Source organism: Roseburia sp. MSJ-14 (genome assembly GCF_018918225.1).
GTDB lineage: Bacteria > Bacillota > Clostridia > Lachnospirales > Lachnospiraceae > Petralouisia.
The window spans coordinates 1-26,190 of the sequence record NZ_JAHLQD010000014.1 but is presented as its reverse complement, the minus strand read 5'-3'; the positions used below and the strand labels follow the sequence as shown (position 1 = coordinate 26,190).

The window sequence follows — 26,190 nt, the reverse complement described above, 5'->3', positions numbered from 1 at the left end:
GCAAATAAGTTCTAAATAATAATTTTTCTCACATAGGCACATTATACCACGGTTTCTGTGCCTATGCGATAACATTTACTGCTTCTTTCGATATGAACTCATCTTCTCCACAGTAACCTCCGGATAGAAATACGTCAGAATCGTTGACTTTGGAACACCTGCAGCAAGAGCTTTCTTCACTTCCTCTTTCTGCTCTGGTGTATATGACCAGTGCAGCATTCGGTTTGTGATAGTATCCTCCCACTTAGGCTTTTCCCTCTCTGGATTCCTTACAGGCTTAGCACCAGCACTTCCATTAGAAGAGTTGGCACTTTCTGTAGTATCAGACTTCTGCGACTCATCGACATACTCAAGCTCATTTGCCTGTTCCCTGTCAATCTTTGCTTTCTGCTCTGCTTCATCCTGCATGGAGAATCTCCTGCTTAATTCCGCATCACCAAGCATCATAAACTGCTCATAGGTAAGAGAATCAATATACACATTCTCGCCCTTATCCTTCAGTTTTTCATAATACTTAACTGCCTTGTCTGAAAGAATCTCAAATGGCGGACCGATAAGATTATCTGCTCCTCTTATCTGATGAACATAAGGCTCTCCCTTGCCATCTACTGTCTGGTTAAACATCGGATGATTGAATGGTATGAACTTATTATCCATGATAGGATCAAAACCACGGATAAAAATAATGCACTTTTTGTTATCCAGTTTTCTGACTTCGTCCGGTGTAAACAGCTCTCTTCCTAATACATCATAGTTTCTTGAAGAGCTTCCCTGTCTGCCCTTTGTCTCTCCACTTGACTTCTTATCAATCGTACCTTTTCCAAGCAACTCTGACACGTATTTGTGTGTACTCTGCTCATTTCCACCAAGATAGATGAAAGTATCGCAGTTGCCGGGAATTGTCTCCCAGGTATCTTTAAAAAGTGCCTTTAGCTGGGCAAAGTTCTGAATAATGATAATACTTGAAATCTCACGACTTCGCATTGTCGATAACAGCGAACAGAAGTCATCTGGCAATGCGACATTTGCAAATTCATCTAACATAAATGTCACATGGATTGGCAGTCTGCCTCCGCAGTTAAAGTCTGCCTGATAGTACAATTCCTGAAATATCTGCGTGTATAACATACCGATAATGAAGTTATAGGATTTGTCACTATCAGGGATTACACAAAAGAGGGCTGTCTTTGTCTCCCCATCTCCATTCACTCCAATACCGATATCTGACAGATTAAGCTCATCTTTTGAGAGTAATCGTAAAACCTGCTTATTCTCAAGAAATGCAAGTCTTGAGTTGGCACTGATGATAATGGAACGGACTGTATCTCCTGCACCTCTCATACATTTGTTGTACTGCTTGACTGCCGGATGATTGGCTCCAAGTGGAGAACTTTCCTCTAAAAACTTCATACGCACATCCAGCTTTGATGCCTTCCCCTGCTCTGTAACCTCTGCCTCTCCAAGAAGTTTAAGTACTGTCTCAAAGTTTCTCTTTGCCGGCTGTACCTCCAGCCACACATAATAAAAGATAGCCTGTAAGAACAATCCTTCCGCTTTTTCCCAGAACGGATCACTTGGTGTCGCTCCCTTTGGTGTCGTATTGCTGATAAGGTTTGTAATCAGCTTGACCACATCTGTTTCCTCTCTGATATAGGAAAATGGATTGTAACAGTCTGATTTATCCATCTCTAACAGATTAATGACTTTCAGGTTATATCCGTTATTTTTTAACATCTGCCCGCAGCTTCTAAGGATTTCTCCCTTTGGATCGGTACAGATAAAGGAACAGTTATGCGGCATCTGCATCAGATTCGGCTTTACTTCATAAAATGTTTTTCCTGCTCCGGAACCACCACAGATAAGGATATTTCCATTGAGCTTGAGTCTCCTGAAATCCAGCGACATCTTCACATTCTGGCTGAGTATCCGGTTGAAATTTTCATCCTTATCTGCAAGTATCTTGTTGACCTGCTTCGGATTTTCAAATCTTGCCGTACCAAATTCTTTGCCAGGCATATAGTTTCTCTGACTGGTGTAATACATGACAATAGCCATCGCATAGATACCTAATGCAATGGCTACTGCTTTTACTGTATTAGAATTGTAATAATTGGCAAAAGGAACAGCACATACTTCATTGAATCTGTCCATAAATTCATTAAAGGCAATCCCTTCCGTCCACGCACCATTTATCAGATAACCAAGATACCCTGCTAACACTGCACCCACAAGAATGAATATCAGTGACGGCTTTTTCTTTGTTGTCTGCATAGGCTGCTACCTCGCTTTCTTTGTGGTAACAGTTTTCTTCTGCGCTGTCTTTTTCTGCTGCTTCTGCACTTTCTCGTAACGCTCCCTGACAGATGATTCCACCTTATCATAGTGAGTATAAAGCTCGGTTCCTTTCTGGGTTGTCACCACACGATTCTGCTCATCGTAGAGCTTATAATCCTTGGTTGAATCAAGGAAGGTAAGCATTGTCTTTCCACCATGAATCTCCATGATGTTTTCCTTACGGAGCCATACATATTTTGCCTCTTCTCCCCATGTGCCGGGAACTCTGGTCTTAACAGCATGGTCATTCTCTTCTATAATCAGCTTCTTGCTGATAGTCACATCTGACAGGTTCGCATTCTTTGATGCCGCAACCGCCCTCATTCTCTCAGCAAGGTCCTGATAACCTCTGACACGATTAATAAATGCATCCTTGTCCATCATTACTGTATGGGTGCCATCTTCATTCTTGCTGCCAAGCACACCGATTGTCTCAAGCTGTCTGATAACACTTTCAGCCTGCTCACCATTGATACTGAAATTCTCCTTGACCTGATCCACACTGATAGCTTTCTTTTCCATTGCAAACATTCCTACCTTTTCAATCAGTCCGTCAATAGCGGAATTAACCCTATCCCCTTCTATCGTGTGGCTTTTCTCGTTTCCCTGCTGTTTCTTCAAAAAATCCATCAGCTTGCCAAGTGATTTTTCATCTCCATTCTTCAGATAATCGTCAAATGTGGCAATCTTGCCAAACTTGAGCTTCTGTATCATCATATTCACACGTGGAACTGCCTCTGTATGAAAGATTACCTCACTCAGTCCGTCTTTCCTGTTGCAGTCCGGAAGTACTGAATAGAGTATTCCATACTTCTTTGCCATCTTTTCAACCTTTTTCATATCTTCGGTATTAAACTGTAACACCTGTAAATCACCGCCCTTTAAGAGCAGCTTTCTCATGGATGTCTTGCCAAGTGACTTCTCATAATCAAGCATCCCTTTTAAGAAATCTATTGCCTTCTGCATGGCAGCTATTCCTCCACTTCCTACCTTCATGGCAATCTCAATGCCATCATAAGCAACACGGATGATCTGCACCGCTTCCTGAATCTCTTCTGCCATTATCGCACCTCCGCTTTCTCTCTGACTGTTGTTTTAAGTGTTTCTGTCTCTGTAGTACGGATTTCCTCGGCTGATACATCAATACCATAAGCATTCAAAATATCTGCCAGATGATTAATTGCTTTTTCCTCCTCGATACGGTACATTTCAAGTGCCACAAGCAGGTTTTCCACCTGTTCCACCCATGCAGGCTTCATATCATATTTAGCCCTGTATGTGACCATAATCTCGTCCGACTCAGCCTTATCCGCCGAATGTGCCAATGCTTCAATAAGAGAAATCGTATCTTCCTTGCTGCCGCTTCTGAATGCGAACTGGACAACAAAGTTTTTCTCTTCCTCTGTAAACTGATGCTCCACACCATTCATCTCTGTTACTGCTTCATTTACTACTGCTAAATTCATAAGTACCTCCTAATCTGCCATACTGTTTTCAAGTACCGCTATCTCAATAATCTCTTTCATCTTTTCTGCTGAAATATTATTGGTAATAAGCTCTATAAGCTGTGTCTCCGTAAGTCCCTTTTCTATTGCACTCTTAATCTGGACAAGCTGTGCCGGAACAAGATCGCCCGATGCAACAAGCTTTACAATGTCTGCTCTCGACTTTTTCTTAAAAGAAAGTCTTGCAAAAAGGCTTGCCACTCCGCTGTTGCTGCTCTTTCTCACACTTCTCTCAATCGGAAGTCTCTGCACCACATTTCCGGTACCATCAACTACCGGAATCTGATAATAGACCGGAATCCCGTTTGCCACAGCCTGCATATTCTGCGGAACTGCAACTGTATCAACCATCTTTTTTTCTGCCTGTGGTACGGACTGGCTTTCCTGCGGCTCTGCCTTACTTTCTGCCTCTTTCTTATTCTCTGTGGCAACACTTATGATCTTATCTTCCAATGACTCTATTCTGTCTCCCATACGCTTCATCTCCTTATCCTTTTTCTCAATATCATCCCTGAGTCTTGCAATCGTACTGCTTGCCTTATTCAGTTCATTCTGCTGACTGTTGATAAGAGCATCCTTATCCTGGTTCTCCTTGACCAGACGCTCCCTGACTCCCTCATCATCTTTGGAAGTCTCTATTTCAGAAAGCTTCTTATTCAGGGCATCATACCTTTCATTCTGATGATTGATCTTTGCAACCACTTCATCCATCTGAGAAATGAGTGCTTTCACATACTCAGACTCTTCCGGAATCTGTTTCTTGACTTTATTCAGCTGTTCCAAAACTTCCTCATATAATCGTCGCATGGTAATAGGTTTTTCCCCTTTGTCCATAACCTCCTTAATTGTCTGAACAGGTACACCCTTTTCATAAAATTCAAGGGACACCTGCATCTGATGAACCGAATACTTGGTATTCTTGATAATATCAATCATATCTTTTGGAACATCCTTGTGCAGACATTCCGATAAAATCTTCATCTGTTCAATGTCGTATGACTTATTGAGATAAAGGCTGATCTCCTCCTCTTTCAGTCCATATTCATAATCACTTTTTACAAGAGCAATCGTATCTTCACTAAAATGCTTATTTCGGAGAAGCTGCAATTTTTTCTCGATTGCTATCGCACTAAGCGGTTCTCTGTTTTCTTCCATATATGCCTCCTAACTACTAAAAAAACAGCCTAACGTTCTGGCTGCTCTTTCCTGTCTCGTATTGTCTCTTTGTTGTACTGTGCATCTTTTCCATCTGATACGCTGTCTGGAATAAGACTCTTCCATATAGATTTACCAATATTCAACTCTTTGAATACTGCCCTTTCTTTTGCACATGCTTTGGAATACTCCTCTTTATAATGTTTACGCAGTGCTTCCACCTCTTCAAGGCTATATCCCTGTGATAAAAGCTTCTGTTTCAAAGTTTCCCATTGCAGATGCTCATCCGTAAAAAATTCATCTCCCTGGAGGAAAGACTTCTCAGCAGGTTCTAACTCTTTCATATCATCTGCTATATCAAAAAGTTCTCGACTTCTCTCCCTAGCCTTATAAATGCGGCTTTTCTCTGCTGAAACTTCTTTTCTTTTATCTGTCAATGAGCTGATTACACTGACAAGCTCCTCTGCTGAATGAATGTCATGATTGACAAGGAACAAATACTCCTCCTGCAGTTTATGCATCTTACGGATATCATCCTTATACTTCCATACCTGACTGTATGGCTTCTTTTTCAGCTTTCCTATCCGGTATAGCTTTGCATAGTATCTCTTTTGAAGCCCCGACATCTTTGCCCTTCGGTATCTTCTCACCTTACACTTACAAAGAACCGGTTGTACTTCTTTCTGCTGTTCCCGGTAAAATGAAATATCCTCTTTTTCTATCCTTTCCCGGATTGCCTCATCAGAATACATGTTACCTAATGTCTTACATCTGCGAAATCTCGTCATTCCTTGTGGCTTTACCGCCAGATACTTTCCCTGCTTGACCTCATATCCTTTGTCAGATAACAGCTCCAGAAACTGCTCATAATTTCCTGCCTGCAGTATGCAGGAATCCAGGTCTCTCTTAATCATATCTGCCCATACAAAACTGCCTTCACGATATTCGCTCCAGTCCTTATAGCTTTCATACTCTTTTTCCTTACTGCCATCATCAACATCAATGATTGAAAGACCATATTCCTGACACAACTTATTCGTGATTGGCTGGATATACTTTGCCCAGTCTCCTTTTTCATAGCGGTACTTTTTCCCATCCACAAAACTCACACTGTTAAATACAATGTGTGAATGAACATGTGCTGTATTATCATGCACCACATATACTGCCTCATATGATTTTCCAAGATACTCTTCCACGAATCTGCGGGTTATCTCAAATGCCATATCAGGATTCACTTCATCTTCCTTAAATGAGAGAATGATATGATATCCCTGCCTTTTATCAACTTTTCCAAACTTCCGTTTTGTAGCTTTCATCTGTTCAAAAGCAGAATCGACCTGACAGTTGATTGCACCAACGAGCCTTCCATCCTGTGTTTTCTCCGGATTCATCACATAATCAAGAGATCTCTTCAGATGTTTTCCGTGAAAATGCCCACCACAATCCTTCATATTAAGGATTTTACTGATTGCCAATCTTTACCACCGCCTCATCTACCTTCTGATTCAGTTTTCGCATATAAGCTATCAGCTGTGTCTTATCTTCCTTGGAATACAGCCTGGCATTATTGTTAAATACTATCTGATTGATATTTATTCCAATTCTGTTGACTTCATTAATGAGTTCCTTCAGAATCTTCCTTACTTCCGGATAATCATTTGGTTTCTGACTGATAAGAAGACGGATATACTCAGCCTCATTCATTCCATTATCACATGCCTTTTTTGCAAGCATCTTGGCTTCCTCTGGCATTAGTCTTAGTGTTTTCCTAATACAATGAACTTTATCTGCCATAGACTCACCTTCCTCTCTTACCCGTACTATAATCCTTAATTCCTTCTGCAACTGTCACCGCAGCTTTTTCCAAATCATCCCTGCTACTTAGATGACTAATGAATGATTCCACCAAAGCAGCTGCCATTTCATCAATCTCCTTTGCATAACAGGTCTTTTCAAACAACCTGTCCAGCCTCTTTTCATCTGCTTTCAAACTGTCATACTTATCCTGAAACTCACTGTAATCTTTAAAATCCTTTGGATCATTCCTGTGTGCATCAGCATCAAGTATCAGTTCATAGTTCCATTCACAAACAGTATCTATAACATCATCTATCGGGTATGGTTCAATTTCACCATTCTCCTCAGCTACATCCTGTCTGTACATCTTTCCATCAGAATCTATGCCAATAGCATAATCATGACCTTCCATATAGTTAAGCAATATTGCAGCATCTTCTATCGAAGGGTTAAGTAAGATATCAAATGTGTCTGCCCAGGCAATCAGTTCTTCTGGTTTTGAAAATAGCGTAACTTCTGCATCCATTGCTTCCTTGCACCTCCTTATCCGTGTTTAGTAAATATTCACCAAAGCTCCAGTCTCCAGTTAGTCCCCGGCGACTGCTAGATACGCATTAGAGACATCTCTGTCCTAATGCCATCTAGTTAGGGAGAAAATCTCCCTAAAACCCTCTGTTTATGAAAGTGGGGGCGCTTTTTGCCCCCACTTTGCTACTTTGGGGGCGCTTTCTGCCCCCACTTTGTTATTTTGGGGGCGCTTTTTGCCCCCACATTGACATTTTGGTGGCACTTTCTGCCCCCACTTTGCTGTTTTGGGGGCGCTTTCTGCCCCCACACATCAAAATCCAAGTTCTCATGCCCTGACCGGTTCATCTGCTCTCTGATTCATTTGATTAAGATTAAGCTTTGCCGCCACAAGCCACTCGTTGTAATCCTTATATCCGGCTGGAGGCGGACAGTCTTCTACCTCATATCCAAGCTCATAATACTTTCTCATAAGTTCAGCTGCTGCTTTTCTCCCCGGCTCATCTCTATCAAGGCAGAACCGGATGGAAGTAATCTGCGGATGTTCCCGAAGAAAAGTCTCAAGTGGTGCATCTGCAAGCATCCCAAGTGCCAGCTTATTTGATTCATAATCCGTGAAGATATCCACATAACTCATAAGGTCGATTGCAGCCTCAAATACTACAAGCTCTGTACTGTTAACATTTACTACATTAAATCCATAGTTTTTATCATTGCCTGTGACATCACACTTGAATGGCTTGCCCTGCTTATCAAACACGCCTCTCATACTTGCAAATCTTGTCACTCCATTTTTATCATTTCCCTTGAAAACAACATTGTGGTAATGCCTGCTCTCATAAATCAATCCATCTTTTAAAAACAGATCTATGACTGCTCTGCTGATTCCTCTCTCCTGATTCAGATATGAAATAAGATAGGAATTATCTCCTGCCGGTTCCGGTAGGACAAACGGCTTTCTCTCCTCTGCCTGCTTCTGCGATACCTGATGAACAAGTGGCTGCTTTACAGGATTCTCGATTCTTCTGTATCCTGCAAAGTCCAAAAGCCAGAACACAGCCTCTTTTACACTCATTCCACAAAATACCCGTAAGAAATCTATCTGTGAGCCGCCATTGTTGCCTTTGTCAAACTGCCTTGACCATCTGTACCAATGGCTTCTGTTATAGATACGGATGGAATCCATCTCCTTTAAAGTGTGGTATTTGCCAATCCTCTTTACTGTATACCCAAGGCTTTCAGCAACTGCACACAGGTCAACACTCTTTGCTATGGCAAGCTCTTCATCCGTAAATCTTCCATCCATGCTTTCACCTTGCCTTTCCCTGCTCTGCTACAAGCGGTGACTTGATATCAAGTGTCCGGTAATCTGTGCTCAGGGTAATCTTAGGATTATCAATCATGCCTTTTTCCCTGAAACTGAAAAATTCACGATTGTCTCCACCGACTATGATATGGTCAATGAGCGGTATTCCCATCAGTTCACACAGCTTGTTCATGCGGTCTGTCATCATGGTATCAGCCTTACTTGGGAATACGTTCCCGGATGGGTGACAATGGATTAACATCATGCTTGCCGCATTGCTTAGGATGCTTGATTTAAACAGCTCTCTCGGATGTGCCATTGCCTCATTTAAAGAACCAACACTTGCAAAATGCACATTGATAGGTTTTAAATCTGACCTTAGATTGACCACACACACTACTTCCCTGTCAAACTGGCACATACAGTCTCCCATGACAGCAGCTATATCCGCAGGATTATTAAAGGTGTGCTCCGAATAAATCGGAGCATCCTTTACAAGTCTTACCGAAACCACATCAAGCTTGAAGTCATTCTTCTTTGGCATCAGACACCGCCTCCTCTCCAAACTCGACACGGATAACAAAGTCACCTTTCTGGCTGTTTATGAGAGCAATGAGTTCTTCCATTGTAAGTTCCTGCTCCATAACTGCCTCCTATCTGGACTTTTCCTTCGCATCATATACAAGGGGAGGTTCTGCAACGATACCATCAAGTCTCTTGTTTGGTGTATCAGTTGCAAGGGTGAGTTTTCTTAAATCCTTATCATAGTGATATACCTGATTAGAAAGTCTCTCGTCCAAAGACACCTCCTGCATATTTACCTCGACTACCATTTGTGCTAGCATCTCAGGGCTTCCCATATCTGAAGATACTGCAATAACCTCATGCACGCTCGAAGGGAGAATATAAAGGTCACTCTCTAAACTCTCTGCCAGCTCATGAAGCTCATTCTCATAAAGCATGGATGCTGCACCATTGATACCCTTTTCATTGGAAATCACCCACATCGTCTGCTCCGGTGGAATCTCAGCTATCATCATCTCTGCGATCTCCTGTGGCATCCCATCCCTTGCGAACATTTCTTTCATAATGTCATTCATGCTTCGTACTACAGGTGGGAAGAGTCTTCTTGTGTTTTCCGCTGCACACTTAAAGAGCTGTTCCTCGCTCATACCAAGTCTTTTCGCAAATTCATTTGTAATTTTTGAACTCTGCACCGCATCCTTATCTGCACTGATTATTACCTTATACACAATAGAAAGATCCTGAAACTCCCTGTGAGGCACCTGTTCCAAAAATGTCTTATTCTGCTCTGTATTGATGAGCTGGAATACAATCTTCTCGTTAGCATCCCTCATAATGCTGTCCACATCAACAACCGGAGCCTGCTCATATGCCCTTTCCATGAAGTCACATGCAGCCATAAGTGTTTCCTCAAGATCGCCACAGTCCTGATACTTCTTATACATGTCATTGATATAAATCGTAGGCGAAATATTCCTACCTTCCTCTCTTAAGATGATGCCATCAAGAGTCACATTCACCTTTTCCACTGGCTCTGCCACAAGCTCCATTCCTTTGAACTTCTCTGGCATATAATCCATAAACTTTTCTTTTACTACTTCCTTAAAAATCTCGTAATTCATCATATTACGGTTCCTCCTTAATCTAAAAAAGCTGGGAACATAAGTTACTGGCTTACATTCCCCGCAAGGTTAATTGTTACTGTTTATTCTTTTTCTTTCTTCCACGAAGTCCTACTCCAACACCTGTAATAAGTGCAAGTGCACCGATTCCAAGATAAAGAAGCGGATTTGCATTGTCGCCTGTCTGTGGAAGCTTAGGCTCTGTCGGTACATTGGCAAGCTTAAGAGTTGCTACAACAACATCCGGTGCATTGTCATCATATCGAAGAGTTACATCGTGAGCTGTTTCATCAAGGATATATCCGTCAGCTGCTTTTGTCTCAACTACTGTATAATGGATATCTTCCTTAAATGAACCATCCTCATTGTAAGTACAGATAGGAAGCTCCTTGCTCTCTGCATGACCATTCTTGTCAGTAGTGAGTGTATCAAGCACCTTTCCGTCCTTATCCCTTACTTCAAATACAACACCCTCGATTGGCTTTCCGGTTACTTTGTCAGTTTTCTCAATGACAATCTTACCGACTGCCTGTTCATCTTTCATGGATACCTTCTGGATTTCTGCTGTCTCCTTTACTTCAAAGGTTACATCACTTGCCACCTTATATCCATATGGTGCAGATTCCTCTCTGAGTGTGTACTTTCCGACAGGAAGTCTCTCAATCATATGAGTCTTTCCTGCCTCTGATGTCCAGCTCTCAACAAGCTTTCCATCCGAATCAATCACTGAAAGCTTTGCTCCCGGTAACTCTTTCTCACCTGTGATATCTGTCTTTGAAATTTCTACCTTAATAGGTGCATTTTCAAATGCTGCCTCAAACTCGATAACCTTTACCTTATCTCCCTGATATGAAGCATCCACATCAAATGTCTTATCTGACTTCACATAGCCCTTTGGTGCCTCAAGTTCTTTGACATAATACTGTCCAAGCGGAAGGTCAGAGGTAAATGCAGCCTTTCCATCCTTGCCTGTTACTGTTCTCTCAATCTGTGTATCAGCTTTTACGATTACCTTGCCATCTTTGTTCACGATATCTTCTTTCGCAAATAAACCGAATACTGCTCCTTCAAGTGCTTCCTTAGTCTCTAAATCCGTCTTGGTTACAGTAATCTGCACTTTCTGACGCTCATTTGTCACATCCATTCCTGCAAATACAACCTTTGTATTCTGGTCGATATAGGAAAGGTCTGCCTCAATCGGTGTATCATCTAATACAAATCCATCAATGGTTTTTGTCTCAACAAGATAATACTTGCCAAGTGGAAGGTCATCAATTCTTGCGATACCCTTATCATTTGTCACGATGGTTGCCACCTTGTCTCCTGCCCTGTGATATACAGTGTCAAGTCCGTCAGCACTTACGATATCCTCTTTTGCATATACATCAAAAGTTACTCCTGCAAGGCTGTCCTTGAAGAAATTGAAGATAAAGTCATACCAGTAACCCTTCATAAGAGTAGTGTCTGTTACAAATTCGCCGTCCTTATTGATAACGATGGAACCTGTAGGAACTTCATCCTTCATCTCTACATGCTGCACTTTGCCAGTGTCCTCTACTGTAAACTTAATATCTGTTGCTTTAAGATATCCGTAAGGAGCAAATTCCTCACGAAGTGTATAAGTCTCGCCTACGACAAGTCTCTTGATCACATGTGCTTCCTTAGCATCAGATGTCCATGTGTCTACCACATTTCCATCCTTATCAAGTACAGTAAGTGTTGCACCTGTAAGCTCTGCACCGCTTGTGATATCTGTCTTTGTAAACTCAAAGGTTGTAGGTGTGTTTTTATACTCGCTGTTATATACAGCAGTCTTAACATCCTGTCCCTGATATTTTGTATCAAAGTTTACTGCTTCCTCATTTGTCACATATCCGGCAGGCTTTACAAGCTCTCTTGCAACATATTTTGCAAATGGATAATCCTTAACAAAAGCAATCTTTCCATTCTCATCAGATGTTGTCTTCTCAAGAAGTGTGCCTTTCTCGATAATTACCTTGCCATCTACATTCTTGATATCCTCGTCTGCATAAAGACCAAATACTGCACCTACAATCGGTGTATTATCTTCTGAATCAAGCTTAGTCACTGACATATCAAGCTTCTGTCTGTCATCTGAGAAAGTAAGGCTTTCCTTGATAACAGGTGTCTTATCATCCATATATGTGAATGTCACTTTCTGCTCATTCGGATTTAATACATATCCGTATGGAGCTTCCACTTCCACAACCCTGTACTGTCCAAGAGGAAGATTCTTAGCTGTTGCCTTTCCATCCTTGCCAGTTGTAAGAGTTGTCACAAGGTCTCCCTTGCTGTAATACTTAATGCGGTTTCCGTCTGCATCCTTCTGGTTGTCTGCTGTGTAAATATCCTCGGCAGCATAAACTTTGAATTTTGCTCCGGCAAGTGAGCCTTCCTTATAAACAAACTCTTTCTCATATGAGCTTGCCAGGAGTCCACCCTTAAATCCGTCAAGTACCTCTCCCTTCTTTTCTACAGTCAGCTCTCCGACTGCAGGGGCATCGGAATATTCCACAGTAATGATTGCATCATTTGTATCACCATCTGTCTCAAATGCTGTGTCAGTATCAACAGAGATGTTGACATACTTATCATTTACAACATATCCAAATGGTGCAGACACTTCCTCAATGCGGTAGTTACCGATTTTCAGTGCCTCCGGTAAGATTAAATCTCCGTCCTCATCAGTAAAGAATGAAGTATGCTCTACCTTTGACGGATAAGTTGTGTACTGCTTTACATATTCGTTCTTATCAAGGTTGAAAATCTTAAACTCTGCATTTGGTACAAGTACTGTCTGCTTTGTATCAGAATCCTTCTTGATTACACGAAGCTTTGCTGTAAACTCTCTGTCCAAGAAAACTCTCCATGTCTGAGGCTCTGTTGGATGATTCTCCTTTATCTTTACCTCAAATGGCTTGATTGTTTTCATATTATGCGGAGTCTTTGACTCAACTACCACATAGGTTCCATAAGGAATTGCAATAGAAACTGCATGTCCCTTGTCATCGGATGTGATTGTTGTTGCTCCGTTTTCCCCGATTACTACCGGAGCTGCCTTGTCAAAGTCATAACTTCCATCTGCCTTTACAGGTAAAGATGATTTCAAATAAGCTGTGAACTCTGCACCTGCCAATAAGCCTGCTTCAGTATCATCGCCATTGTCAGATACCTTGATAAGCTGGAATGGCTGCTTGATGACCTGCTCTGCTGAGGTTGTGCTTCTTGATACCTCTGCTACAAGGTCTCCCTCATAGTCGCATACTACATCGTGCTCCTCTTCGTCTAAGAGATACCCCTCTGATGGAGTGATTTCTTTCACATAATAGTTTCCAAGGTAAAGGTTATTGACCTCTGCTTCGCCATTCTTATCTGTTGTAAGTGTTGCTACAAGGTCTCCTGCTTTGAATACGACTCCTGTTGCTCCGTCCGGATGCACGATATCGTTTCTCGCATAAAGACCATAAACTGCACCTTCAAGGCTTGCATCTCCCTGGGCTGCTGCCTTGCCTGATTCCTTGTCTACCTTGTAGATATGAATCTTTGCTGTGGTTCTGTCATTTACAAATGTGTGACTGAATGATGCCTTTGCCTGTGTTTCAGGTAATACATTGAAATTGAAGCTGTAAACATCTTTACTGTTTCTGATATACGCATATGGTGCCTGTGTCTCTGAGACATAATATCCGTTAGAGATTGGCAGATCCACGCTATAGCTTGCCTTTCCGTCCTCACCTGTAGATACTGTCTCAAGAGCTGTACCCTTTGTCACAATAACCTGTCCGGCATAGTTTTTGATGTCATTTCCGGCATAAAGTGTGTACTTGCCACCATCAAGAGGATTCTCTGTGTCAGAGTCCTTCTTTACGACAGATACATCCGCTTTCTGTCTTGTATTCTCAATCGTAGTTGATTCATACTGTACTGTCACAGTCTGATCCTTATACTCAACTGCTACTGTCTGAGGTGTGGTATTGATTGTATACCCGTCAATGCTCTTAATCTCAGTTACCACATAAGTTCCAAGATGAAGGTCAGATAATACCACCTGTCCGTCAGTTCCTGTTGTAAGGCTTTCTGCCACAACATCGCCAGCACTATACACCTTTGTACCATCTGCCTTATAGATATCTGCTCCAGCAGTTACCTTAAAAGTTGCTCCAGAAAGCTTCTTTTTCTCATAAGTGAAATTGCTTCCATTCCATGAGCTAAGCACCTCACCCTCTTTATAGATTGTGATTGCTCCAAGCTGCTCTTTATCTGTTGCAGAGATTCCCGTTGTCTGTCCTGCTTTTACAGTAAGTGTATGAACTTTACCGGAAAGGACATATCCCTTTGGTGCGGTAATCTCTTTTACATAATAAGTGCCTGCAACAAGTGCAGCTGACTTTGCATATCCGTTTCCATCTGTTGTCATGGTCTGTACTCTGTTTGTGCATCCGCTGTCAGAATAGATTCCATAGACTGCACCGGAAAGCTTCACTCCGCTTGACTCGTCTGTCTTTGTAAGCTCACCATATCCGATGTTCTCTGTCTTGACCTTGATATAGGCTTTGATAGGATCTGCTGTCGGTCTTTCAGAAATAAACTCCTGATATCCGCTCTTTCCTGTAAGCCAGAATACACAGCTTGATGTTGTCTCAACCTTGCCAGCATTGGATGTGAATGTTCCTGTTGTAGCTGTAGTATTCACGCTCGTTGAAGAGATTGTAATACTGTTGCCATTCTTATCAACAGAATATCCGCTGATGCCAAAATCAAAATCCGATAAAACACCATTGCTGTCAGATAGTGTTGTTTCAAATCTCTGACTTCCCTCATTCCACTTTAATTCATAAGTTGGTGCCTCACTAATTCTGCGTGATGCAAAACTTGGAAGTGTTGCATTGTAGGAGCTGCTGATATTGTCCCTGAGTCTCTCATAATAGCTGTATGAAGAATCAGGACTTGGTGCTGTGTTACAGAGCTTTCTTGCTGCCGAATCACCACTTCCGGTTCCAAAGATATCTGCTACAATAACCCATACCATTGCCTGAGTTGCGATATACTCATCGCACTGACTGTTGCTTGGTGCCGCCTTTTGTGTACTGTTAAACCCATAATAAAGGCAGTAACTTAAAAGTTTTCTCTGCTGTGCTGACATTGATGTGCTCGCATCATCGTAGCTGTTCATAAGCTGACCGCCATCTGCTCTTAATCCGAAATTCATACAATATGCAGAATTTCCGTCAAGAATTGAATACAGAATCTTGCCATGATTATATCCGGGCTTCAGCTCACTTACTTCTCCGGAATTTTTGACTGACGCATTCCAGAACGCAATATTTGCCTGCGGACTGGCTGCAAATGCTGTTGTTCCATTCGTAAAGAGTGTTCCAACCAGTGTGAGCATAGCCATAAATCCTGCCATAAAACGCTTTAGTTTCTGTTTCATATGCTCTTTCCTCCTTAATTTACGCATAAAAAAAGAAAGACATAAGTTTATGGCTTACATCTTTCTTCCTTCTGCTTCTATTCGTTTTTATTTATCTGTGACATCGAAACTCGTAATAGTCTGTGCCGCCTGTCGTGTAAACTCCATCATAACTGATGTAGAATACCGGATCTGTTTCCAAAAGTAACATACTTGCAATATATTCTGCAATTGCATCCTCAGATGATAACCGCTGTCCATCAATGGTACTTGCTTTGTTGAGGTCTGTCTCTACAAACACACTATAATAAGAGCCTTCCATACCATCGTAAGGATAATACTCATTGTACTCTTCCTGCGTGATACTACCGTCATTCAAATGATTCTGTAAATTCTGCTGTGTGGTAATCATCCCTCCTGCCTGACACTTTGCTGTTGCAAGTGACACAACATTCTGTGGACTGTATGCCACGGATGCAGGCTGTGGATTGCTCACATTGTCTTTCGGTCTGTCTGTAGTCTGACCACCATTACCTGCATTACTCTGATTTCCTCCAGCTTCCTTATTACCACTTGCAGGAGCTTTCTGTTCCGGCTCGTCATTCTGCTCCGGCTTTTCTTCCTGCTTTGAAGCAGTTTCATTATCAGCTGACCGGTTATCTTCCTTATCAGTCTTCTCTTCTGAATCTTTAGCCTCGGCAATATCTTTCTCTGTCTCTTCAATTTCAACTTCGGTTGCGACCTCTGTGACAGCTTCCGTTGCCATTTCTGCTTCTTCAGTTGGCTTTACACTTTCCGTCTGTTTCTCTGTCTTATTATCAGCCTTTTCCTTACCACCATTACAGGCAGCCATTGAAAAGACCAGTACTGCGGATAATAAGATAATCCTTATCTTCTTCATAGTAATCACCCATCCCTTCTCCGCAAGAGGGACGGGCTTTGTGTTCCGTGCCATCCACCCTTGCGGTGAACTATTTATCTGTAATGCACGGGACACATAGGACTGTCCCGTATTCTGTGCATCTTAAACTCCTTTCATTATACCAGCTCTCTTATTTTAAAGAAATACTGCATAAGTCTTCTGTTTTTCTTATAATTTAAGAATAAACCCTTTACCTGCATACGCTCACCTCCTCTCAGAATGTGCCCATTCTTACGAATGAAAGAAATATCCTTGCCACCATAGCGAATAGAAGAAGAATTATTCTGGCAAGTCCTAAGACCAGCTTCAACGCTCCAAGAATTATCCTTAATATCCACTTGAGTATCTCTAAAATTACTGTTCCTACGGCTCCCATAACTCTTCTCATAATAATCAGTCTCCTTTCGACATCCATCCCATTGCAAGTCCTGCAACATCTGCATCGTCCATAACATCTTCTGTAGGTTCTTGTGCTTCACTATTGGCTACCTGCATTATTACCGGCTGACCAACATTCATTCCGGATATCACTCCGCCTAACAGCCTTATGACCTCTTTCCTAGCCTCATTGGTTGCTGCTTCAATGACTTCTTCCTTAATGTCATCAATATCTTCTGACCGGATATATTCAGCCCTCTCTTTTTCCTTCTTCTTGATAACAAAAGTTTCTTTTCCATAATTATCAATGTAGAACTGAATCGCATCTATAATGAACTGGTTCTTAGATTTGAAAATCTTCGGATCAAGGTTCTGAATCACATCATTGATTTTCACATGCTGAGGATTGCTCATGTTGAGGCGGACAGAAGTTTTTACTTCATATTCAAGTCTTCTTCCCATCATCTGCCTCCTTATGATAATCGCTTAGTGCTTTTAAGTCCCATTGTGGCAAGCTGCTCATATCCTCTTGCATTTGCCTTTACATCAAGGTTATAGGAAATGTTCTTAGCATCATGACTACCAAAATTCTTCATCACAACTGCCCCGCCACCGACAAATACAATCGGTGTAGTCTTTAAGTTATACCCAAACTCACGGATTGAGTTATATACCTTATCAACAAAATCCTCTATCTCTGCCTTGATAATGGCAAAGTATTCATCATCAATATCTGACCTGCCATATCGCATGATGTTCTGTATCTCTGACTCGTCTACCTCTCCGTTAAGTTGTCTTACACACTGCTCATTGATAGAACGCATACAGGTAATAAGACCTTTTGGTATCGTCACACACTCTGATTCATCCGGTGACTTGTTGATTACCGGCATAATGTCGATTGTCCAGCTACCGATATCTACTATCAGCGTTTTCTTTGCCATTGTAGGAATCTTGTCCACTACTGCTGCATAACACTGAGGGAATACTGCCACATCATCAATTTCAATATAATACGGCTCATTCTCATATTTGAAGCTTACACGCTTATTCTTTGTCAGGTACTTGATAAAATCATTCTTCTCTGCTCCAAACCTTGTAAGTGGTAGTCCTACGGCAAGGAATACCTTTGCCTCTGCAAGACCTCTTCTTTTAAGTTCCTTAGCTACTGCCGCAAGTGTGAGAAGATAAAAGCTGCCATCTTCGACCTTCGTGTCCTTTACCTCCTGTCTCACAGTTCCAACCTTATAGAACTTTCCTTCATACTCGAGTACATCACCGAAAAGTGCTGGAGTTGTTGTAATCTCCTTAACACCTGTGACAAATACCTGAGAGATTGTTTTCATCATTGACCAGCCATGATCAATGCCGATTACTTCTAACTTGTTATTCATGTTCCTGTCTCTCCTTCCCTTCCGTAATAATTGCTTCCATATCCTGCTCATCTGTACCTTTTCTCCCTTCCTCTTCCATAAGCTGCTCAATAAACCTCTCTGATCTGGACGACATTGCAACTAATGAATATAGAAAAACCAGGATGATACTTATTCCGACCAACACAACAATCCAGCATAGCTTCATGTAAATACGCCTCCTTCTGTAGATTCTTCTAAGGGGCACTTACAATTTGCCTGACATTTTCGTGCCAGTCTTTGGAAATAAACACATTTCAAACATTCGTGGTCTGCCATAAATAGTGCTTTCTCATTTTTGGCTACAATCTTTCGGTAACGCTTTTTCAAATAAGAAACATCATATAAATCCTGCTTGATTTCATTCATGGCATTTTGCTTCATTATCGCTGTATTCAGTGAATTAATGTAGCTGACGAACTTTTCCTCAGTGCTTATATCCACACCTTTAAAAGTTAATTCCATTCACTACTTACCTGCTTTCTACACGGCTCATGCCATGTAGGTGTGCTTTTTTCCCATTTGCCTGCACACATAGGAATTACAGATAAGCCGCATCTGCGTTTACGACGCATTAAGTTAAATTAAATAATGCTATCCTCTCTACCGCCTTTTTGAGAGCCAGGAAGTTCCCTTTGAACACCTTCATAGTTTATTATCCTTCCGCAACAGTATTGACTACCCTTACTCGCTCCACTTTCATTTCTCAATCCTTCAGCACTCTTCGCAAGTATATTTGATTTCCATCAGGTATCTGAACCGGAATTATCACTATATCTGTAATTGTTATTCAATTGTATGAGCTGCTTTGCAACTCGCAGGATTATGATATAGCAAAATTTTGAATCCTTGAACTTCGCCAAAAGAAGTATTTTCAACATATCTATTCTTTTTATGTTAGTCCTCATTTGTGGTCTGTTCGTATTTTCATTATATAGTCCACATTTGTGGTTGTCAATATATTTTCAAAATAATGTACCACTTTTGTGAACTCTGTGTTAAAATATTCATATCAATTTGTTTGAGGTGATTATTAATGGATAATAGACATTCAATTGGAAGTAAAATTCAAAAATATAGAAAATTAAAAGATATGACACAGGACGAATTATCAAAACAGTCCGGTATTTATTTATCTACCATAAAGAAATATGAAAGCGGTGAACGAAATCCAAAACCAGATCAGCTTCAAAAAATAGCAGAAGCTCTTGGCATTAGCGTAACTGTATTTCTTGATTACGATATTAATACTGTTAGTGATGTTCTTTCTTTAGTTATGAAGCTTAACGAACAATCTCCATTGAAAATATCTGCTGATAAGGATAAAGATGGCAACTACATCCCCAGCAGCATACACATGACATTTGAAGATTCACAAATAAATGAAGCTATTTGTTCTTATCTAAATTGTAAACAACAGATAGATTTAATTGCCTATGAGGATAATGATAAAGCTGTGATTGAACAGCAAAAAGAATTTTATGATGATAAGATTAACAGATTGCTCTTATTTAACGAATGTATTAAAAAAATCCGCTAAATTGCGGATTTTCTTTGCTAGGACTCTATTATAATACTTCACTTTACATATCCTGAGTAGTTTATCCCCTACTCAAATAGCTTTGGTAAATCGTTGGTAAAAATCTACTGTAACATCCCCAAAACACTGTAAAATCAAGTATTTTTAATCAAGGTTAGTATATTGCCGTGGCAGATGAAAAGTATTTTTATCATTGTTTTATTTCTCCTTGAATTGCCCCGGAATACCCTGTTTTGCAAGGTTTTCCGGGGTTATTGTGATATGCTCTAAAATTACAGATTGTGGCAAATCAGAGCAAGTTGTTACTACCTGTTAGTAGTAAAATTAGTAGTAAAAGAGATTTTCTTACTACTAAGAATCAATCAAATATCTTCTTTATTCACAACCAATTGATCAATCAAATTTTCTTTCAATTCTATTTCATGAATCTCAGGAAAAGAATAACAATAAATAGAAGCAATAATTATTTGATTTTCACTAAAATCACGCTTTAAAATATTCATCATCAAATCAATATTCTCTTGATCAACTTCTTTTCCTCTTGGAGAATCAAGAATAATTGGTAATTTTATTTGTAGATGTTTTTCAAGTTCCACAATATACGCCATCTTAAATGCAAACACCGTTTTATGAAGCACAGCTCCTGTCAGTTCTTTTAAATTCGATGTAAATAAATATTTTTTAGTGATGCTTTCTGCATCTCCAATGCCTAATTCTTTCGCATATTTAACTATTGTTTGGTAAAGTGACAAAACAACTGCATTATCACTTCTTGATATTTTAGCAATCTCATCCCGAACACTTTTTAATTCTTTTTCGATTTTTTCAATTTCCTTTTTTATCACAATTTGATTCATTGGAATAGACACAATTCTTTTATCAAATGCGGCAGCAACCGAATCCGATTCAAAAAAAGAAAGTTGATCATTTTCCTTTTCTTGTTCACGTTGTATTTTTTCTATTTTAGAAACCACATCAGCCAATTCACATGACAACATTTTTTTCTTTGCTACCAATAAATCAATTGCATCATTTAAACCAACAATATTATCTTTAGTCACAGTTATGCACTGTCCCTCATCAGTTCTTACCAGTAATTTCATATCTGCAACAAATTCTTGAAATTTTTTATTTCCAGATATACTCTGATTAACTCTGCTAATTTCCCTCCTAATCGAAGACTGTTTCATTCTTAACTGTTCAAGTTCAATGTCAGTTTTTTCTTGATATGTATCATCAATCAAGCTATCTTCATTTATACTGTCCCTGTATTGTGCTATACTGAACATTTGTTTATATTTAGATAAGTCTGCTACAAGCTTTTTTTCTTTTAAAATTAACCCAGAACAATCTTTACCCGAAATTCCTCTAACAAGTTCATCTATATTAAAATGTATGCTTCCAATAACTACTCCTCTATTTAACAGCGTCCACCCTTTCTCCTGATCAAAATAAAAAGTTCCTAACAAATTGTTTAAAATTTCTTCATTTTCCGTATTAAATATTTTTGAATGAAGCTCCCTTATTTGTTCTGGTAATACATATATTTTTTCCTCATTATCACAAATAAATGATATAGTCGAATTACTTTCTCTGGTTAAATATACACACTTCCTATTATCAAGAACCAATTGTACTTTTACAAAACATTTCTCAAATTTTATTTTTTTTGTACTTGGTATCGAATACCCTAATGCATATAATATAAATCTTACTAAAGTAGTTTTTCCACAACTATTTTTTTCGCTATAAATCAAATTTGCATTAGTTTCAAATGAAATATTTCGTTCAAATAGACCATCTCGAATATAAATTGATTTTATTAACACAATTTCACTCCTTTCTTGATTCGATCTATTGTAAAGCGTCTTTTTATAATATTATGTATGACAATTTTTGCAAGTGCCTCCTGTATCTCTTCTTCCACACCATCAACGGCAAATTCTGAAATATAGTCTTTCCACTGAATTTCTATAAACTCATTTAATTTTTCACTTTGCTTTTTTTCTGTCTTAAAATTGTTATAATCACTTAAAACTTTTATAAAAAACTCGCACTGCTCACAGTGTGAATTAATTACCTCAGAATACCTATTTACCACTTCTTCATACACGCCAGAATCAAACTGCTCCAGAAACGAATCTTCACATTGTTCAATTTCTGTTATTTGTACAAGAATGGGCCATATAATATCTTTTTTTGTCAATTTTATAGCCGAATCTTTTTTCCCGCCATTATCAAACACTTGCCAATGCCATGTTTCTAACATCTTCCTTCCAATTCCAGAAATGCTTATATTCAAATTCCCCATAAAATCGTTTATGCATTCCATAATGACTTTATATCTTTCATTTTCGTCATCTGTTTCAAAAGGTAAAACTTGTATTTTTAATTTATCAGTATCAAGAGGTTTCTCCATTTTTGATAAATATCTGTCGACTATCTCCTTAGCCGATGGCGGTAATGTATTATAATTCCTATGTGCATGCCCGTAAAAAATATTTCTAGACTTATCATCATTGAAGGGATTGGGGGAATTAGTAATTACAATTAATTCCTTTGCATCAACCTTTTCTCCAGCCTCTGATAATGATGTGAGTGCTTTTTTTAAATTTTTTCTCACATTAACAAAATCGGAACTCGCTTTTTCGACTGCTTTTGCTTGAGCCAATATCATCTTTCCAGAGGAAAGCTCTAATTCTATATCCTCATAATTACCTTCGAGACAAATTTTTTCCACATCTTCTATATTTTCCAAAAAAAGAACTATTGCAGCATTAACCTGAAAATCGAATCCAAAAACAACCGCATCTGCTCTACGACTCCTTTCCACCCTTCTTCACCTCCATTTCACATTCTATTTTATATTATATCGTCATTTTCACTTCTTTTCCACAGAAAAAACGCCCCAGTCTAAGCCGGAGCGCCACCTATCTTCTCTATTAAATTACCTTAAACATCTTCTGCGACATCGGTTTCTCTTTCTTCTGCTCAACCTCCACCTGTGCCTTCCTAAACTCTTCCATCCGCTTCAATTCTTCCTCAGCATCATCAAATCCGATATGCGTGTACACATTCATCGTGACTGATATATCCGAATGCCCCATGAGGTACTGCAGTGTCTTTGGATTCATTCCCGATTTTGCCATATTCGAGCAATAGGTGTGTCGGCATACATGAGGCGTGATGTTTGGCATCTGCACCCTATAGATATCATTGTATCTCCCAACCATATGATTGAATCGGTGCTGCCAGTGCATTGCCACAAGTGGCATTCCATTATCATCGTAAAATAGGAATCCGCTATATCCGTCTATGGATTTCTCCATTTTCGGAGCATTCCTGTCCTCGATGATTGCCTGAAACATCTGTGCCACATCCTCTGTAATCGGCAATATCCTTGTTCCAGCATCTGTCTTTGTGGTTTCGATGATATATCGCATATCCGATGTTCTCTGCAACTGGTGGTCGATATTTACAGTTCTGTTCTCAAGATCAATGTTCTTCAGCGTCAGTCCACAAAATTCCGAAATTTGCATTCCTGTATGAAATAGTATGTACACCACGTCATAATATTTACAGTACACCACATCGTCATGTACAAACTTTAGGAACTTTCGCATCTAGTCTTTTGTGATTGCCTCTCTTGTCACTGCGTCATTTACCAATACTCCGGCAAGCTGAAATCCAAATGGATTCTTTACCAGAATGTCATCATCCACCGCCATCTGAAAAGCTGGTCGCAACACCAATGTCATTAAGATAAACAGATATTAGTATCATCCTATTTCTATCTTTTAAATCATGGCGTAGGAATAGGATGATTTTTATTGTATTCCGAAATTTTTGGCAAACACGGGAGTTTGACAGTTGAATATTTAAAAAAGTTATCGCAGGTCGCATAAAACCTGCATTTTTTATGTCAATTTTTTGCTTTAGTATGTACTTGTTTGTAATAGTGTGGTATAATTAAAAGAAAAGGGGTTTGTGTTATGTATATTGCAGTTACAGGTAGTAAAAATAATAAAGACGTTTACATTTATCAATCATTCCGTAAAAAGGACGGAAAATCATCATCTCGTATCTATAAGAAGCTTGGAAAATACAACATCTTGTTGGAACAGTTCAATGGTGATAATGAAAAACTTATGGCTTGGGCGAAAAGCGAAGCTGCCAAAGAAACAGCTCTCTACAATGAGCGTACGGGGAAAGTAACGGTTGAATTCTCCCAAGCTGCCTGCATTCCTATGAACGAGGCACGTTCTTTTCATGCCGGTTATCTATTTCTTCAACAATTATGTGCGGAGTTACACATTGATAACATCTGCCGGGTGATTAAAGGGCGCCATAAATTCAAGTATGACTTCCATGCCATTCTTACTGATCTCGTTTACGCAAGGGTTCTCTCTCCTTCAAGCAAGCTCAGCAGTTATAACTTTTGCAAAACGCTTCTCGAACCACCAAAGTATGAGATTCAGGATGTTTACAGAGCTTTATCTGTAATCGCGGAAGAGTCGGATTTTATCCAAAGTGAACTGTACAAAAATTCAAACTTCATCCATCCAAGAAATCAAAAGATACTTTACTATGACTGTACGAATTATTACTTTGAGATTGAGGAAGAAAGCGGTTTGAAGCACTATGGAAAAAGCAAAGAGCACCGCCCAAATCCGATTGTTGGTATGGGGCTGTTTATGGATGCTGATGGCATTCCACTTGCATTCGATGCTTTTCCAGGTAATCAAAACGAACAAACAACGCTTAAGCCTCTGGAGAAGAAAATCATAAAAGATTTTAACTGTAGTGAATTTATTTTCTGTTCAGATGCCGGTCTTGGAAGTGCAAATAACCGAGCATTTAACAGCATCGGAAATCGGGCTTACGTCAACACGCATTCCCTTAAAAAGATGAGGCAGGAAGACCGTGATATTGCCTTAAATCCAACACAGTTCAGAAAAGTTGGTTCGACAGATTTTATAGATATCAGAACTTTGGACGAAACCGATGAAGAAGTTTTTAACTCCATTTACTACAAGGAAGTTCCTGTTGTTACCGGAGATTTGGATGAGACACTAATCGTTACATACTCACCGAAATATAAAGCTTATCAGCAAAGAATACGGTCACGTCAAATCGAGCGTGCAGAAATGATTATTAACTCTCCTTGCCAAAAACGAAAGGGCAAAAATCAAAATGATCCAATGCGTTTTGTGAAAAATACTGCCGTAACAAACGATGGTGAGATTGCAGAAAAGAAAGTATATGAGATTGATGAGGAACAGATAGCCAAGGAAGAACTTTTCGATGGTTTCTATGCGGTTATGACAAATCTGGAGGGAAATCTCGAGGAAATCATAAAGATTAACAAGCAGCGCTGGGAAATTGAAGAAAACTTCAGAATCATGAAAACAGAATTCGAAGCCAGACCTGTTTATGTCAGAAGAGATGACCGGATCAAGGCACATTTCATGACCTGTTATATCAGCCTTCTTCTCTACCGTCTGTTAGAAAAGAAAATAGGAAACAGCTATACAACAGAGCAGATCATAGAGACTCTGCGATCTATGAAAATGACACTGTTAAATACCGCTAATGGCTACGTTCCATCCTACACCCGAACTGAAATAACAGACTCTTTACACAAAACTTTTGGTTTTCGGACAGACTATGAATTTATCAAAAAATCTACGATGCGAAGCATCATCAAGCAGACAAAAGAAATAAATTTACCATAGTATAAAAAATATAGCACAATAGCACATATCGCTGCGAAACGAAAAACGGCTGCAAGCCTTGATTTTACTGGCTTCACAACCGTTTTTTTGCTTTCCAACTGTCAAAGATGGGATATTAGTATCATCCTATTTCTATCTTTTAAATCATGGCGTAGGAATAGGATGATTTTTATTGTATTCCGAAATTTTTGGCAAACACAAATAGACAGATGTTTTCATCTGTCAAAAAAAATAGTATATTATATTTGATGTTAGGCTACTCTGTAGAGAAAACTTACTGCTTTCTTGTGGTCAACTTTGCGAGGGTCGTGACGCCCAGGACGAACAGGTAAAATTTCCTTACGTATCAATGCTTCAACATCTGGCGGAGATTTCTCCACCATTTTACTTATGAAATATCTGCATATATGTATGGCAAATGTATAGTTAACTTGATATACATGTTTTTGTGTACATTTATTTATAACGACATGCGCTGTAATTATTTCACAGAAATTG

Annotated in this window: 21 protein-coding genes and 2 pseudogenes; 2 read left to right on the top strand and 21 right to left on the bottom strand. The window is 39.7% G+C overall.

The genetic code is table 11. The features are described 5' to 3' along the window. Nucleotides 1–75: 75 nt before the first annotated feature. The 17 genes from KQI83_RS06495 to KQI83_RS06415 form a co-directional block, all read right to left on the bottom strand. Nucleotides 76–2,271 (bottom strand): VirD4-like conjugal transfer protein, CD1115 family, encoded by a 2,196-nt coding sequence (locus tag KQI83_RS06495; RefSeq protein WP_118565020.1) that lies wholly within the window; start codon nt 2,269–2,271, stop codon nt 76–78. A gap of 6 nt (nt 2,272–2,277) precedes the next feature. Next, nucleotides 2,278–3,396: a PcfB family protein gene (locus tag KQI83_RS06490; RefSeq protein ID WP_118565019.1), complete on the bottom strand. Its 1,119-nt coding sequence runs from the start codon at nt 3,394–3,396 to the stop codon at nt 2,278–2,280. Beyond that, on the bottom strand, nt 3,396–3,800 hold the full coding sequence (locus KQI83_RS06485) for a hypothetical protein (protein WP_117715718.1): 405 nt from the start codon (nt 3,798–3,800) through the stop codon (nt 3,396–3,398). Before KQI83_RS06485 ends, KQI83_RS06490 begins: the two co-directional genes overlap by 1 nt. A 9-nt stretch (nt 3,801–3,809) precedes the next feature. Further along, entirely contained in the window at nt 3,810–4,994 is a 1,185-nt protein-coding gene (locus KQI83_RS06480; protein ID WP_118392688.1) for a hypothetical protein, read from the bottom strand. A gap of 29 nt (nt 4,995–5,023) precedes the next feature. Continuing rightward, a complete protein-coding gene (locus tag KQI83_RS06475; RefSeq protein ID WP_118585398.1) occupies nt 5,024–6,448 on the bottom strand; it encodes a relaxase/mobilization nuclease domain-containing protein in 1,425 nt (474 codons plus the stop codon). A 10-nt stretch (nt 6,449–6,458) separates the two neighbouring features. Next, nucleotides 6,459–6,791 carry a plasmid mobilization protein gene (locus KQI83_RS06470; RefSeq protein ID WP_118585371.1) on the bottom strand — a complete coding sequence of 111 codons (333 nt, stop codon included), beginning with the start codon at nt 6,789–6,791 and terminating at the stop codon, nt 6,459–6,461. A 4-nt stretch (nt 6,792–6,795) separates the two neighbouring features. Continuing rightward, nucleotides 6,796–7,320, bottom strand: coding sequence for a multidrug transporter (locus KQI83_RS06465; protein WP_117715737.1), 525 nt, complete (start codon nt 7,318–7,320; stop codon nt 6,796–6,798). Between the two features lie 327 nt (nt 7,321–7,647). Then, nucleotides 7,648–8,625 carry a DUF3991 and TOPRIM domain-containing protein gene (locus KQI83_RS06460; RefSeq protein ID WP_118585374.1) on the bottom strand — a complete coding sequence of 326 codons (978 nt, stop codon included), beginning with the start codon at nt 8,623–8,625 and terminating at the stop codon, nt 7,648–7,650. Nucleotides 8,626–8,629: 4 nt separating this feature from the next. Then, nucleotides 8,630–9,169, bottom strand: a complete 540-nt coding sequence (locus KQI83_RS06455) for a JAB domain-containing protein (RefSeq protein WP_004611525.1) — start codon at nt 9,167–9,169, stop codon at nt 8,630–8,632. Between the two features lie 109 nt (nt 9,170–9,278). Continuing rightward, nucleotides 9,279–10,274, bottom strand: a complete 996-nt coding sequence (locus KQI83_RS06450; protein WP_118585377.1) for a DUF5688 family protein — start codon at nt 10,272–10,274, stop codon at nt 9,279–9,281. Nucleotides 10,275–10,347: 73 nt separating this feature from the next. Then, nucleotides 10,348–15,726 (bottom strand): SpaA isopeptide-forming pilin-related protein, encoded by a 5,379-nt coding sequence (locus KQI83_RS06445; protein ID WP_216555737.1) that lies wholly within the window; start codon nt 15,724–15,726, stop codon nt 10,348–10,350. A 91-nt stretch (nt 15,727–15,817) separates the two neighbouring features. Continuing rightward, nucleotides 15,818–16,660 (bottom strand): hypothetical protein, encoded by an 843-nt coding sequence (locus KQI83_RS06440; protein ID WP_117582543.1) that lies wholly within the window; start codon nt 16,658–16,660, stop codon nt 15,818–15,820. Between the two features lie 181 nt (nt 16,661–16,841). After that, nucleotides 16,842–17,015 (bottom strand): hypothetical protein, encoded by a 174-nt coding sequence (locus KQI83_RS06435; RefSeq protein ID WP_015516967.1) that lies wholly within the window; start codon nt 17,013–17,015, stop codon nt 16,842–16,844. 5 nt (nt 17,016–17,020) lie between these two features. Continuing rightward, on the bottom strand, nt 17,021–17,467 hold the full coding sequence (locus KQI83_RS06430; protein ID WP_199412716.1) for a hypothetical protein: 447 nt from the start codon (nt 17,465–17,467) through the stop codon (nt 17,021–17,023). An 11-nt stretch (nt 17,468–17,478) separates the two neighbouring features. After that, complete coding sequence (locus tag KQI83_RS06425; protein WP_117582551.1) at nt 17,479–18,399, bottom strand: ParM/StbA family protein; 921 nt, start codon at nt 18,397–18,399, stop codon at nt 17,479–17,481. Then, the gene (locus KQI83_RS06420) at nt 18,392–18,586 is read right to left on the bottom strand and encodes a hypothetical protein (protein WP_118392503.1); all 195 of its coding nucleotides are present in this window, start codon (nt 18,584–18,586) and stop codon (nt 18,392–18,394) included. The genes KQI83_RS06425 and KQI83_RS06420 overlap by 8 nt, the downstream gene beginning before the upstream one ends. Then, nucleotides 18,583–18,882 (bottom strand): hypothetical protein, encoded by a 300-nt coding sequence (locus KQI83_RS06415; protein ID WP_118392504.1) that lies wholly within the window; start codon nt 18,880–18,882, stop codon nt 18,583–18,585. The genes KQI83_RS06420 and KQI83_RS06415 overlap by 4 nt, the downstream gene beginning before the upstream one ends. 571 nt (nt 18,883–19,453) lie before the next feature. On the opposite strand from KQI83_RS06415, the gene KQI83_RS06410 reads away from it, so the two are divergent. Beyond that, nucleotides 19,454–19,957, top strand: a complete 504-nt coding sequence (locus KQI83_RS06410; protein ID WP_118392505.1) for a helix-turn-helix domain-containing protein — start codon at nt 19,454–19,456, stop codon at nt 19,955–19,957. Between the two features lie 362 nt (nt 19,958–20,319). Here KQI83_RS06410 and KQI83_RS06405 read toward each other — a convergent pair whose 3' ends face one another. From KQI83_RS06405 to KQI83_RS06395, 3 genes and pseudogenes are all read right to left on the bottom strand, one after another. Further along, nucleotides 20,320–21,786 carry an ATP-binding protein gene (locus KQI83_RS06405; protein ID WP_216555735.1) on the bottom strand — a complete coding sequence of 489 codons (1,467 nt, stop codon included), beginning with the start codon at nt 21,784–21,786 and terminating at the stop codon, nt 20,320–20,322. Then, the gene (locus KQI83_RS06400) at nt 21,780–22,790 is read right to left on the bottom strand and encodes a hypothetical protein (protein ID WP_216555728.1); all 1,011 of its coding nucleotides are present in this window, start codon (nt 22,788–22,790) and stop codon (nt 21,780–21,782) included. Before KQI83_RS06400 ends, KQI83_RS06405 begins: the two co-directional genes overlap by 7 nt. A gap of 109 nt (nt 22,791–22,899) precedes the next feature. After that, a pseudogene (locus KQI83_RS06395) lies at nt 22,900–23,706 on the bottom strand (site-specific integrase); the annotation flags it as partial. A gap of 243 nt (nt 23,707–23,949) precedes the next feature. Here KQI83_RS06395 and KQI83_RS06390 point away from each other — a divergent pair. Beyond that, a complete protein-coding gene (locus KQI83_RS06390) occupies nt 23,950–25,692 on the top strand; it encodes an IS1634 family transposase (RefSeq protein ID WP_216555722.1) in 1,743 nt (580 codons plus the stop codon). A 251-nt stretch (nt 25,693–25,943) separates the two neighbouring features. Here KQI83_RS06390 and KQI83_RS06385 read toward each other — a convergent pair. Then, nucleotides 25,944–26,190: pseudogene (locus KQI83_RS06385) on the bottom strand (IS4 family transposase); the annotation flags it as partial.

Excerpts from the sequence above, each read along its gene's own strand:
- KQI83_RS06495 (WP_118565020.1), bottom strand. The coding sequence starts at position 2,271 with ATGCAGACAACAAAGAAAAAGCCGTCACTGATATTCATTCTTGTGGGT.
- KQI83_RS06490 (WP_118565019.1), bottom strand. The coding sequence starts at position 3,396 with ATGGCAGAAGAGATTCAGGAAGCGGTGCAGATCATCCGTGTTGCTTAT.
- KQI83_RS06485 (WP_117715718.1), bottom strand. The coding sequence starts at position 3,800 with ATGAATTTAGCAGTAGTAAATGAAGCAGTAACAGAGATGAATGGTGTG.
- KQI83_RS06480 (WP_118392688.1), bottom strand. The coding sequence starts at position 4,994 with ATGGAAGAAAACAGAGAACCGCTTAGTGCGATAGCAATCGAGAAAAAA.
- KQI83_RS06475 (WP_118585398.1), bottom strand. The coding sequence starts at position 6,448 with ATGAAGGATTGTGGTGGGCATTTTCACGGAAAACATCTGAAGAGATCT.
- KQI83_RS06470 (WP_118585371.1), bottom strand. The coding sequence starts at position 6,791 with ATGGCAGATAAAGTTCATTGTATTAGGAAAACACTAAGACTAATGCCA.
- KQI83_RS06465 (WP_117715737.1), bottom strand. The coding sequence starts at position 7,320 with ATGGATGCAGAAGTTACGCTATTTTCAAAACCAGAAGAACTGATTGCC.
- KQI83_RS06460 (WP_118585374.1), bottom strand. The coding sequence starts at position 8,625 with ATGGATGGAAGATTTACGGATGAAGAGCTTGCCATAGCAAAGAGTGTT.
- KQI83_RS06455 (WP_004611525.1), bottom strand. The coding sequence starts at position 9,169 with ATGCCAAAGAAGAATGACTTCAAGCTTGATGTGGTTTCGGTAAGACTT.
- KQI83_RS06450 (WP_118585377.1), bottom strand. The coding sequence starts at position 10,274 with ATGATGAATTACGAGATTTTTAAGGAAGTAGTAAAAGAAAAGTTTATG.
- KQI83_RS06445 (WP_216555737.1), bottom strand. The coding sequence starts at position 15,726 with ATGAAACAGAAACTAAAGCGTTTTATGGCAGGATTTATGGCTATGCTC.
- KQI83_RS06440 (WP_117582543.1), bottom strand. The coding sequence starts at position 16,660 with ATGGCACGGAACACAAAGCCCGTCCCTCTTGCGGAGAAGGGATGGGTG.
- KQI83_RS06435 (WP_015516967.1), bottom strand. The coding sequence starts at position 17,015 with ATGAGAAGAGTTATGGGAGCCGTAGGAACAGTAATTTTAGAGATACTC.
- KQI83_RS06430 (WP_199412716.1), bottom strand. The coding sequence starts at position 17,467 with ATGGGAAGAAGACTTGAATATGAAGTAAAAACTTCTGTCCGCCTCAAC.
- KQI83_RS06425 (WP_117582551.1), bottom strand. The coding sequence starts at position 18,399 with ATGAATAACAAGTTAGAAGTAATCGGCATTGATCATGGCTGGTCAATG.
- KQI83_RS06420 (WP_118392503.1), bottom strand. The coding sequence starts at position 18,586 with ATGAAGCTATGCTGGATTGTTGTGTTGGTCGGAATAAGTATCATCCTG.
- KQI83_RS06415 (WP_118392504.1), bottom strand. The coding sequence starts at position 18,882 with ATGGAATTAACTTTTAAAGGTGTGGATATAAGCACTGAGGAAAAGTTC.
- KQI83_RS06410 (WP_118392505.1), top strand. The coding sequence starts at position 19,454 with ATGGATAATAGACATTCAATTGGAAGTAAAATTCAAAAATATAGAAAA.
- KQI83_RS06390 (WP_216555722.1), top strand. The coding sequence starts at position 23,950 with ATGTATATTGCAGTTACAGGTAGTAAAAATAATAAAGACGTTTACATT.